Origin of the sequence: Providencia rustigianii, assembly GCF_900637755.1 — a bacterium.
Lineage (GTDB): Bacteria > Pseudomonadota > Gammaproteobacteria > Enterobacterales > Enterobacteriaceae > Providencia > Providencia rustigianii.
In genome coordinates this window covers 3,710,997-3,719,994 of sequence record NZ_LR134396.1, presented here as the reverse complement: position 1 = coordinate 3,719,994, position 8,998 = coordinate 3,710,997, and the positions used below count along the sequence as shown (strand labels likewise).

The following is an 8,998-nucleotide window of genomic DNA, read 5'->3' as shown; positions in this document are numbered from 1 at the left end:
GCTCTTTCTGAATAAGAAAGAACCACTAAAAAAGGACGTCCTAGGGCGTCCTTTTTGTTTTTGAGTATTTGATTTTTATTTTTACTTATATTTTTTAGAATAGAAGTCTTATTAATAATGCCAATTGAAATGCCAATCATTTTCATTTAAACTTGCTGTATGTTATTTATGCAGGTAAATGATCATGTATGTATGCCTTTGTGAAGCGATCACTGATAAACAAATTAGAAATACGGTGAGAAAAAATCAAGTCACCTCTCTAAAAGGTTTACGCCAAATTTTACCTGTTGGTCGAGAATGTGGAAAATGTCTTCGACAAACTTGTGAAATTCTACAAGAAGAATTAACCCGCCTCAATGAACTCTGTGTTGAACACGTAGCATAGAGCTATCCGATTATCTGTTTCAACTAAATCAAATTGCATTTACTACGGTTGCTGTGTAAATAATATTCAAATCATCGATTTCAGTACTACACTTAAAGAACTGGAAGCGATGGAGAATAAAAATGAAAGGCGATAAAAAAATGATAGCCCATTTAAATAAATTATTGGGCAATGAGCTAGTTGCAATCAACCAATACTTTTTACACGCTCGTATGTTTAAAAATTGGGGTCTAACTAAATTGAATGAGATGGAATATCACGAATCCATCGATGAAATGAAACATGCAGATAAATACATTGAGCGAATCCTTTTTCTTGAAGGTATTCCAAATCTTCAAGATCTAGGAAAGTTAAATATTGGTGAAGATGTGGAAGAGATGCTTGCTTCAGATTTAAAACTTGAACTTGATGGCGCTAAAAATTTAAAAGAGGCCATTAGCTATGCCGATTCTATTCATGATTATGTTAGTCGTGATTTAATGATAGATATACTTGCTGATGAAGAAAATCATATAGATTGGATTGAAACACAAGTGGAACTAATAAAACGTTTAGGTATACAAAATTATCTCCAAGCTCAAGTCACTGAAGAATAATTGTTATCAGATATTCAGATAAATGGAAAAAGGCTCAGAGATGAGCCTTTTTTCTATCTACGGATGACCATCAGAAAATTCGCACATATTTTCTCCGATTACTTGCGTTTCATTATAAAATACGTATAATACGCGGGCTTACTGATGAGTAGGCCCTAGACTTTAGGACTGAAAGCTCAGTATTGAGTTAACGATTTGTTGCTCATTTAGACAATACTTCCGATATGGGAGTTACATCAAGAACGATTACACTCCCCCATCAATCGAAATGGGTGTGAGGAGTAGTCATTTACGTTTATAAAATAGTTGGAGCTCTGGTCTCATGCAGAACCAAAGAATCCGTATCCGCCTTAAAGCTTTTGATCATCGTTTAATCGATCAATCAACTGCGGAAATCGTAGAGACTGCTAAGCGCACTGGTGCGCAAGTTCGTGGTCCTATCCCGCTACCGACACGTAAAGAGCGTTTTACCGTTCTGATTTCTCCGCACGTTAATAAAGATGCGCGTGATCAGTACGAAATTCGCACTCACAAGCGTCTGGTTGACATCGTTGAGCCAACCGAAAAGACCGTTGATGCTCTGATGCGTCTGGATCTGGCTGCCGGTGTTGACGTGCAGATCAGCCTGGGTTAATCAGGTCGTCGAACGATTGAGAGGTTGAAACAATGATTGGTTTAGTCGGTAAGAAAGTAGGTATGACTCGTATCTTCACTGAAGATGGCGTTTCTATTCCCGTAACTGTTATCGAAATTGAAAATAACCGCGTTACTCAGGTCAAAACTGCAGAAACTGACGGTTACAATGCAATTCAGGTTACTACTGGTAGCAAAAAAGCTAACCGTGTAACTAAGCCTGAAGCAGGTCATTTCGCTAAAGCTGGCGTTGAAGCTGGCCGTATACTGCGTGAATTCCGTACTGAAGAAGGTACTGAGTTTAAAGCAGGTGAAAGCATTAGCGTTGAAATTTTCGCTGACGTTAAAAAAGTCGACGTTACTGGTACATCTAAAGGTAAAGGTTTTGCCGGCACAGTTAAGCGCTGGAATTTCCGTACTCAAGATGCTACTCACGGTAACTCCTTGTCTCACCGTGTTCCGGGTTCTATCGGTCAGAACCAGACTCCGGGCAAAGTGTTCAAAGGCAAGAAAATGGCAGGCCAACTAGGTAATGAGCGTGTAACCGTTCAAAGCTTAGATGTAGTACGTGTTGACGCTGAGCGCAACCTGCTGCTGGTCAAAGGTGCTGTTCCAGGAGCAACTGGTAGCAACCTGATCGTAAAACCGGCTGTCAAGGCTTAACGTCGAGGAGATAGGAATGGAATTGGTAATGAAAGACGCGCAAAGCGCGCTGACTGTTTCCGAAACTACCTTCGGGCGTGATTTCAATGAAGCGCTTGTTCACCAAGTAGTGGTTGCATATGCAGCTGGTGCTCGTCAAGGTACTCGTGCTCAGAAAACTCGTGCTGAAGTTTCTGGTTCAGGTAAAAAACCATGGCGTCAAAAGGGTACTGGTCGTGCTCGTGCTGGTTCAGCCAAGAGCCCAATTTGGCGCTCTGGTGGTGTTAGCTTTGCAGCTAAACCACAGGACCACAGTCAAAAAGTTAATAAAAAGATGTACCGTGGTGCTTTAAAAAGCATCTTATCTGAATTGGTACGTCAAGATCGTCTGATCGTTGTCGAGAAGTTTTCTGTAGAAGCGCCTAAAACTAAGCTGCTAGCACAGAAACTGAAAGATATGGCTCTGGAAGATGTACTGATCATCACTGCTGAATTAGATGAAAATCTGTTTTTAGCAGCACGTAACCTGTACAAGGTTGACGTACGTGATGCAGCTGGTATTGACCCAGTTAGCCTGATTGCTTTCGACAAAGTGGTTATGACTGCTGATGCTGTGAAGCAAGTTGAGGAGATGCTGGCATGATCCGTGAAGAACGTCTGCTACAAGTACTGCGCGCGCCGCATGTATCTGAAAAAGCTTCTACAGCGATGGAAAAAAGTAATACCATCGTTCTCAAAGTTGCGAAAGACGCGACTAAAGCAGAAATCAAAGCTGCTGTACAGAAACTGTTTGAAGTTGAAGTTGAAGGTGTTAACACTTTGCTGGTTAAAGGCAAAACTAAACGCCACGGTCAGCGTTCTGGTCGTCGTAGTGACTGGAAAAAAGCTTACGTTACGCTGAAAGAAGGCCAGAATCTGGACTTCGTTAGCGGCGCAGAGTAAGTCGGAGGAGTAAAGAACAATGGCAGTTGTTAAATGTAAACCTACGTCTCCGGGCCGTCGCCACGTTGTTAAAGTGGTTAACCCAGAGCTGCATAAGGGAAAACCTTATGCACCACTGTTAGAAAAAATGAGCAAGTCTGGTGGTCGTAACAACAATGGTCGTATCACTACCCGCCATATCGGTGGTGGTCACAAGCAGCATTACCGTTTAGTTGATTTTAAACGCAACAAAGATGGTATCCCTGCAGTTGTTGAGCGTTTGGAATATGATCCAAACCGTTCTGCGAACATCGCACTGGTTTTATATAAAGACGGTGAACGTCGTTATATTCTTGCACCAAAAGGCTTGAAAGCTGGTGACCAGATTCAATCTGGTGTTGATTCAGCAATCAAAGCAGGTAACGCACTGCCAATGCGCAACATCCCCGTTGGTTCTACAGTTCATAATATCGAACTGAAACCAGGTAAAGGTGGACAGTTAGCGCGTTCAGCAGGTACTTACGCTCAGATCGTTGCTCGTGATGGTGCTTATGTCACCCTGCGTTTGCGTTCTGGTGAAATGCGTAAAGTTTTAGCGGATTGCCGTGCAACCTTAGGTGAAGTCGGTAACGCTGAACATATGTTACGTGTTCTCGGTAAAGCTGGTGCTAGTCGCTGGCGTGGTATTCGTCCTACCGTTCGCGGTACTGCGATGAACCCAGTAGACCATCCACATGGTGGTGGTGAAGGCCGTAACTTTGGTAAACACCCTGTAACACCATGGGGCGTTCAGACCAAAGGTAAGAAAACTCGTAGCAACAAGCGTACTGATCAATTCATCGTACGTCATCGTTCTAAAAAATAATTAGAGGATAAGCCATGCCACGTTCTCTCAAGAAAGGTCCTTTTATTGACCTGCACTTGCTGAAGAAGGTAGAGAAAGCGGTGGAAAGCGGAGACAAGAAGCCTCTCAAGACTTGGTCCCGTCGTTCAACGATCTTTCCTAATATGATCGGATTGACCATCGCTGTCCATAATGGTCGTCAGCATGTTCCAGTATTCGTAACCGACGAAATGGTTGGTCACAAACTGGGTGAATTCGCACCGACTCGCACTTATCGCGGCCATGCGGCAGATAAGAAAGCTAAGAAACGTTAAGGATAGGAGGAAGAGATGGAAACTTTAGCTATGCATCGCCACGCTCGTTCTTCTGCCCAGAAGGTTCGCTTAGTTGCCGACCTGATTCGCGGTAAGAAAGTGTCGCAAGCTCTGGAAATTCTGGCCTACACCAACAAGAAAGCTGCTGGTTTAGTAAAGAAAGTACTTGAGTCTGCAATTGCTAACGCAGAGCAAAACGATGGCGCTGACATTGATGATCTGAAAGTTGCGAAAATTTTCGTAGACGAAGGTCCAACTATGAAACGCATCATGCCGCGTGCGAAAGGCCGTGCAGATCGTATTCTTAAGCGCACCAGCCACATCACTGTGGTTGTGTCCGATCGCTGAGACTCTGGAGACTAGCAATGGGTCAGAAAGTACATCCTAATGGTATTCGCCTGGGTATTGTCAAACCTTGGAACTCTACTTGGTATGCGAATACTAATGAATTCGCTGACAACCTAGACAGCGATTTTAAAGTACGCCAGTACTTGAATAAAGAATTGGCAAAAGCGTCAATTTCACGCATCGTAATCGAGCGTCCTGCTAAAAGCATCCGTGTGACTATTCACACTGCTCGCCCAGGTATCGTTATCGGTAAGAAAGGTGAAGACGTTGAAAAACTGCGTAAAACAGTAGCGGATATCGCTGGTGTTCCTGCGCAAATCAATATCGCCGAAGTTCGTAAACCAGAACTGGACGCAAAATTAGTTGCTGACAGCATCTCTTCTCAGCTGGAACGTCGTGTTATGTTCCGTCGTGCTATGAAGCGTGCTGTACAGAATGCAATGCGTCTGGGCGCTAAAGGTATTAAAGTTGAAGTCAGTGGCCGTTTAGGCGGTGCTGAAATCGCTCGTACCGAGTGGTATCGTGAAGGCCGTGTGCCACTGCACACATTACGTGCTGATATCGATTACAACACTTCAGAAGCGCACACCACTTATGGTGTTCTCGGCGTTAAGGTATGGATCTTCAAAGGTGAGATTCTGGGTGGTATGGCTGCGGTTGAACAAGCTGAGAAACCAGCTGCTCAACCTAAAAAGCAGCAGCGTAAAGGCCGCAAGTAAGGAGCGTCGCTATGTTACAACCAAAGCGTACAAAATTCCGTAAGGTGCATAAAGGCCGCAACCGTGGTCTGGCGCAAGGTACGGATGTTAGCTTCGGCACTTTCGGTCTTAAAGCTGTTGGCCGTGGTCGTCTGACTGCACGTCAGATCGAAGCGGCACGTCGTGCTATGACCCGTGCTGTTAAGCGTCAAGGTAAAATCTGGATCCGAGTATTCCCAGACAAGCCAATCACTGAAAAGCCACTCGAAGTTCGTATGGGTAAAGGTAAAGGTAACGTAGAATATTGGGTTGCCTTAATTCAGCCTGGTAAAGTCCTGTATGAAATGGACGGTGTGCCTGAAGAGCTGGCTCGTGAAGCATTCTCTCTGGCAGCAGCGAAACTGCCTATCAAAACCACCTTTGTAACTAAGACGGTGATGTAATGAAAGCACAAGAGCTGCGCGAAAAAAGCGTAGAAGAGCTGAACGCTGAACTTTTGAACCTGTTACGTGAACAATTTAATTTACGTATGCAAGTTGCAAGTGGTCAGCTGCAACAGTCTCATCTAATGAAACAAGTGCGTCGTGATATCGCACGTGTGAAGACTTTACTAACTGAGAAGGCAGGTGCGTAATGAACGATAAAATCCGTACTCTGCAAGGTCGTGTAGTTAGTGACAAAATGGAGAAATCTATTGTTGTTGCTATCGAGCGTATGGTGAAACACCCTCTGTATGGTAAATTCATCCGTCGTACGACTAAATTGCACGTACATGACGAGAACAATGAATGTGGAATTGGTGACGTGGTAGAAATCCGCGAAACTCGTCCACTGTCTAAGACTAAGTCTTGGGCCTTAGTTCGCGTTGTAGAAAAAGCTGTTCTGTAATAGAATAGATTTTTCGTGATAAATAAACGGCTCTTTTTGTTCGGGCCGTTTATTTTTTTCTGTCCAACACGAAGATGTGGTGTTATAATGCCGCGCCCTCGTAGTATGGGTATATTTGAACGGCCTCTTCATAATGAGGTGGCTCAGTAGTAGTTGACATTTAGCGGAGCACTAAAATGATCCAAGAACAGACTATGCTGAACGTGGCCGACAACTCCGGTGCACGTCGCGTAATGTGTATCAAGGTTCTAGGTGGCTCGCACCGTCGCTATGCACATGTAGGCGACATCATTAAAATTACTGTCAAAGAAGCAATTCCACGCGGTAAAGTTAAAAAGGGTGATGTCCTGAAAGCGGTAGTGGTGCGCACCAAGAAGGGTGTACGTCGCCCTGACGGTTCTGTCATTCGCTTCGATGGTAATGCTTGTGTGTTATTAAATAATAACAGCGAGCAAGTAATCGGTACGCGTATTTTTGGGCCGGTAACTCGTGAACTTCGTAACGAGAAGTTTATGAAAATTATCTCTCTGGCACCTGAAGTACTCTAAGGAGCGAAACTATGGCAGCGAAAATCCGTCGTGATGACGAAGTTATCGTGCTAACTGGGAAAGACAAAGGTAAGCGCGGTAAAGTAAAACAGGTTATTTCTTCTAGTAAAGTTATTGTTGAAGGTATCAATCTGGTTAAAAAACATCAGAAGCCTGTACCGGCTCTGAATCAACCAGGTGGCATCGTTGAAAAAGAAGCGGCTATTCAAGTTTCTAACGTTGCAATCTTTAACACGGCAACTGGTAAGGCTGACCGTGTAGGCTTTAGATTTGAAGACGGGAAAAAAGTCCGTTTCTTTAAATCTAACAGTGAAACTATCAAGTAATTTTTGGAGTATACGATGGCGAAACTGCATGATTACTATAAAGACGAAGTAGTTAATAAGCTCATGACTGAGTTTAACTACACTTCTGTCATGCAAGTCCCTCGGGTCGAGAAGATCACCCTGAATATGGGTGTTGGTGAAGCGATCGCTGATAAAAAACTGCTGGATAATGCAGCAGCTGACTTAACAGCAATCTCTGGTCAAAAACCACTGATCACCAAAGCACGCAAATCTGTTGCAGGCTTCAAAATCCGTCAGGGCTATCCAATCGGCTGTAAAGTAACTCTGCGTGGCGAACGCATGTGGGAGTTCCTCGAGCGACTGATTTCTATTGCTGTTCCACGTATTCGTGACTTCCGCGGCTTGCCTGCTAAGTCTTTCGATGGTCGTGGTAACTACAGCATGGGTGTACGTGAACAAATCATCTTCCCTGAAATCGATTACGATAAAGTGGATCGTGTACGTGGTTTAGATATTACTATCACCACTACTGCGAAATCAGATGACGAAGGTCGCGCACTATTAGCAGCGTTCAACTTCCCGTTCCGCAAGTAAGGCAGGGTACTCATGGCTAAGAAATCTATGAAAGCGCGTGATGTTAAGCGTGCTAAATTAGCTGAGAAATTCTTCGCGAAACGCGTAGAACTGAAAGCTATCATCTCTGATGTTAAAGCATCTGATGAAGATCGCTGGGACGCTGTTCTCAAGCTGCAAACACTGCCACGTGATTCAAGTCCTTCTCGTCAGCGTAACCGCTGCCGTCAAACTGGGCGTCCGCATGGTTTTCTGCGGAAATTTGGTCTGAGCCGTATTAAAGTCCGTGAAGCCGCTATGCGCGGTGAAATCCCGGGCCTTAAAAAGGCTAGTTGGTAATTGTCACCATATTGAATCACGGGAGTAAAGACAGATGAGCATGCAAGATCCCATCGCGGATATGCTGACCCGTATCCGTAACGGTCAGGCCGCGAATAAAGTTGCGGTCACCATGCCTTCCTCCAAGCTGAAAGTGGCGATTGCCAAAGTGCTGAAGGAAGAAGGCTATATTGAAGATTTTAAAATTGAAGGCGACATCAAGCCAGAACTGGAACTGACTTTACGTTATTTCCAAGGTAAGGCTGTCGTAGAAAGCATCCAGCGTGTAAGCCGCCCAAGTCTGCGCATCTATAAGAAAAAAGATGAGCTGCCACAAGTTATGGCTGGCTTAGGTATCGCTGTTGTTTCTACCTCTAAAGGTGTCATGACTGATCGTGCAGCTCGCCAAGCTGGTCTTGGTGGCGAGATTCTCTGCTACGTAGCTTAATTCGGGAGGAAAGAATGTCTCGTGTGGCAAAAGCACCCGTCGTCATTCCTGCCGGCGTAGAGGTAAAACTCAACGGTCAGGTTATTTCGATCAAGGGTAAAAACGGCGAGCTTACTCGTACTATCCATAATGCAGTTGAAGTTAAACATGAAGATGGCCACTTAACTTTCGGTCCACGCGAAGGTTTTGCAGATGCATGGGCACAAGCGGGTACTTCTCGCTCACTGCTGAATGCTATGGTTATCGGTGTTACCGAAGGCTTCACTAAAAAGCTTCAACTGGTCGGTGTTGGTTACCGTGCAGCAATCAAAGGCAATGCAGTAAGCTTGTCTTTAGGTTTCTCGCATCCGGTTGAACACGCACTGCCAGCAGGCATTACTGCTGAATGTCCAACACAAACTGAAATCGTACTGAAAGGTGCGGATAAGCAAGTGATTGGTCAAGTCGCGGCAGAATTGCGTGCTTACCGTCGTCCTGAGCCTTATAAAGGCAAGGGTGTTCGTTACGCCGATGAAATCGTGCGTACTAAAGAGGCTAAGAAGAAGTAAGGTAACA

The 8,998-nt window shown here is 44.5% G+C and carries 19 protein-coding genes; all 19 read left to right on the top strand.

Going from position 1 to position 8,998, the window contains the following annotated elements:
* Window positions 1-184: 184 nt before the first annotated feature.
* The 19 genes from bfd to rplF all read left to right on the top strand — a co-directional run bounded on the left by bfd (window position 185) and on the right by rplF (window position 8,991).
* Window positions 185-385: a bacterioferritin-associated ferredoxin gene (bfd, locus tag EL244_RS17185; protein WP_112837477.1), complete on the top strand. Its 201-nt coding sequence runs from the start codon at window positions 185-187 to the stop codon at window positions 383-385.
* Between the two features lie 122 nt (window positions 386-507).
* The gene (bfr, locus tag EL244_RS17180) at window positions 508-981 is read left to right on the top strand and encodes a bacterioferritin (RefSeq protein WP_006816336.1); all 474 of its coding nucleotides are present in this window, start codon (window positions 508-510) and stop codon (window positions 979-981) included.
* 322 nt (window positions 982-1,303) lie between these two features.
* Entirely contained in the window at window positions 1,304-1,615 is a 312-nt protein-coding gene (gene rpsJ / locus EL244_RS17175) for a 30S ribosomal protein S10 (RefSeq protein WP_001181005.1), read from the top strand.
* A 32-nt stretch (window positions 1,616-1,647) separates the two neighbouring features.
* Window positions 1,648-2,277 (top strand): 50S ribosomal protein L3, encoded by a 630-nt coding sequence (gene rplC, locus EL244_RS17170; RefSeq protein WP_006816335.1) that lies wholly within the window; start codon window positions 1,648-1,650, stop codon window positions 2,275-2,277.
* A gap of 16 nt (window positions 2,278-2,293) precedes the next feature.
* Entirely contained in the window at window positions 2,294-2,899 is a 606-nt protein-coding gene (rplD, locus tag EL244_RS17165; protein ID WP_006816334.1) for a 50S ribosomal protein L4, read from the top strand.
* Window positions 2,896-3,198, top strand: coding sequence for a 50S ribosomal protein L23 (rplW, locus tag EL244_RS17160; RefSeq protein ID WP_006657015.1), 303 nt, complete (start codon window positions 2,896-2,898; stop codon window positions 3,196-3,198). The genes rplD and rplW overlap by 4 nt, the downstream gene beginning before the upstream one ends.
* 19 nt (window positions 3,199-3,217) lie before the next feature.
* Window positions 3,218-4,042, top strand: a complete 825-nt coding sequence (gene rplB / locus EL244_RS17155) for a 50S ribosomal protein L2 (protein ID WP_006816333.1) — start codon at window positions 3,218-3,220, stop codon at window positions 4,040-4,042.
* Between the two features lie 14 nt (window positions 4,043-4,056).
* Window positions 4,057-4,335 carry a 30S ribosomal protein S19 gene (rpsS, locus tag EL244_RS17150; protein WP_004265426.1) on the top strand — a complete coding sequence of 93 codons (279 nt, stop codon included), beginning with the start codon at window positions 4,057-4,059 and terminating at the stop codon, window positions 4,333-4,335.
* Window positions 4,336-4,350: 15 nt separating this feature from the next.
* The gene (gene rplV / locus EL244_RS17145) at window positions 4,351-4,683 is read left to right on the top strand and encodes a 50S ribosomal protein L22 (RefSeq protein ID WP_006816332.1); all 333 of its coding nucleotides are present in this window, start codon (window positions 4,351-4,353) and stop codon (window positions 4,681-4,683) included.
* Window positions 4,684-4,700: 17 nt separating this feature from the next.
* A complete protein-coding gene (gene rpsC, locus EL244_RS17140; protein ID WP_004907131.1) occupies window positions 4,701-5,402 on the top strand; it encodes a 30S ribosomal protein S3 in 702 nt (233 codons plus the stop codon).
* An 11-nt stretch (window positions 5,403-5,413) separates the two neighbouring features.
* Entirely contained in the window at window positions 5,414-5,824 is a 411-nt protein-coding gene (gene rplP / locus EL244_RS17135) for a 50S ribosomal protein L16 (RefSeq protein WP_004926449.1), read from the top strand.
* Entirely contained in the window at window positions 5,824-6,015 is a 192-nt protein-coding gene (gene rpmC, locus EL244_RS17130) for a 50S ribosomal protein L29 (protein ID WP_006816331.1), read from the top strand. The genes rplP and rpmC overlap by 1 nt, the downstream gene beginning before the upstream one ends.
* A complete protein-coding gene (rpsQ, locus tag EL244_RS17125; protein WP_006657018.1) occupies window positions 6,015-6,269 on the top strand; it encodes a 30S ribosomal protein S17 in 255 nt (84 codons plus the stop codon). Before rpmC ends, rpsQ begins: the two co-directional genes overlap by 1 nt.
* A 176-nt stretch (window positions 6,270-6,445) precedes the next feature.
* Window positions 6,446-6,817: a 50S ribosomal protein L14 gene (gene rplN, locus EL244_RS17120; RefSeq protein ID WP_004265449.1), complete on the top strand. Its 372-nt coding sequence runs from the start codon at window positions 6,446-6,448 to the stop codon at window positions 6,815-6,817.
* A gap of 11 nt (window positions 6,818-6,828) precedes the next feature.
* Window positions 6,829-7,143, top strand: a complete 315-nt coding sequence (gene rplX / locus EL244_RS17115) for a 50S ribosomal protein L24 (RefSeq protein ID WP_006816330.1) — start codon at window positions 6,829-6,831, stop codon at window positions 7,141-7,143.
* Between the two features lie 15 nt (window positions 7,144-7,158).
* Window positions 7,159-7,698, top strand: a complete 540-nt coding sequence (gene rplE / locus EL244_RS17110) for a 50S ribosomal protein L5 (RefSeq protein WP_006816328.1) — start codon at window positions 7,159-7,161, stop codon at window positions 7,696-7,698.
* Between the two features lie 12 nt (window positions 7,699-7,710).
* Entirely contained in the window at window positions 7,711-8,016 is a 306-nt protein-coding gene (gene rpsN / locus EL244_RS17105) for a 30S ribosomal protein S14 (RefSeq protein ID WP_004265458.1), read from the top strand.
* A gap of 34 nt (window positions 8,017-8,050) precedes the next feature.
* Window positions 8,051-8,443 (top strand): 30S ribosomal protein S8, encoded by a 393-nt coding sequence (gene rpsH, locus EL244_RS17100; RefSeq protein WP_004907134.1) that lies wholly within the window; start codon window positions 8,051-8,053, stop codon window positions 8,441-8,443.
* A 14-nt stretch (window positions 8,444-8,457) separates the two neighbouring features.
* Entirely contained in the window at window positions 8,458-8,991 is a 534-nt protein-coding gene (rplF, locus tag EL244_RS17095; protein ID WP_006816327.1) for a 50S ribosomal protein L6, read from the top strand.
* Window positions 8,992-8,998 lie beyond the last annotated feature (7 nt).

Bases quoted from the DNA above. Each gene is read 5' to 3' on its own strand.
- bfd (WP_112837477.1), top strand. From the start codon at position 185: ATGTATGTATGCCTTTGTGAAGCGATCACTGATAAACAAATTAGAAAT.
- bfr (WP_006816336.1), top strand. From the start codon at position 508: ATGAAAGGCGATAAAAAAATGATAGCCCATTTAAATAAATTATTGGGC.
- rpsJ (WP_001181005.1), top strand. From the start codon at position 1,304: ATGCAGAACCAAAGAATCCGTATCCGCCTTAAAGCTTTTGATCATCGT.
- rplC (WP_006816335.1), top strand. From the start codon at position 1,648: ATGATTGGTTTAGTCGGTAAGAAAGTAGGTATGACTCGTATCTTCACT.
- rplD (WP_006816334.1), top strand. From the start codon at position 2,294: ATGGAATTGGTAATGAAAGACGCGCAAAGCGCGCTGACTGTTTCCGAA.
- rplW (WP_006657015.1), top strand. From the start codon at position 2,896: ATGATCCGTGAAGAACGTCTGCTACAAGTACTGCGCGCGCCGCATGTA.
- rplB (WP_006816333.1), top strand. From the start codon at position 3,218: ATGGCAGTTGTTAAATGTAAACCTACGTCTCCGGGCCGTCGCCACGTT.
- rpsS (WP_004265426.1), top strand. From the start codon at position 4,057: ATGCCACGTTCTCTCAAGAAAGGTCCTTTTATTGACCTGCACTTGCTG.
- rplV (WP_006816332.1), top strand. From the start codon at position 4,351: ATGGAAACTTTAGCTATGCATCGCCACGCTCGTTCTTCTGCCCAGAAG.
- rpsC (WP_004907131.1), top strand. From the start codon at position 4,701: ATGGGTCAGAAAGTACATCCTAATGGTATTCGCCTGGGTATTGTCAAA.
- rplP (WP_004926449.1), top strand. From the start codon at position 5,414: ATGTTACAACCAAAGCGTACAAAATTCCGTAAGGTGCATAAAGGCCGC.
- rpmC (WP_006816331.1), top strand. From the start codon at position 5,824: ATGAAAGCACAAGAGCTGCGCGAAAAAAGCGTAGAAGAGCTGAACGCT.
- rpsQ (WP_006657018.1), top strand. From the start codon at position 6,015: ATGAACGATAAAATCCGTACTCTGCAAGGTCGTGTAGTTAGTGACAAA.
- rplN (WP_004265449.1), top strand. From the start codon at position 6,446: ATGATCCAAGAACAGACTATGCTGAACGTGGCCGACAACTCCGGTGCA.
- rplX (WP_006816330.1), top strand. From the start codon at position 6,829: ATGGCAGCGAAAATCCGTCGTGATGACGAAGTTATCGTGCTAACTGGG.
- rplE (WP_006816328.1), top strand. From the start codon at position 7,159: ATGGCGAAACTGCATGATTACTATAAAGACGAAGTAGTTAATAAGCTC.
- rpsN (WP_004265458.1), top strand. From the start codon at position 7,711: ATGGCTAAGAAATCTATGAAAGCGCGTGATGTTAAGCGTGCTAAATTA.
- rpsH (WP_004907134.1), top strand. From the start codon at position 8,051: ATGAGCATGCAAGATCCCATCGCGGATATGCTGACCCGTATCCGTAAC.
- rplF (WP_006816327.1), top strand. From the start codon at position 8,458: ATGTCTCGTGTGGCAAAAGCACCCGTCGTCATTCCTGCCGGCGTAGAG.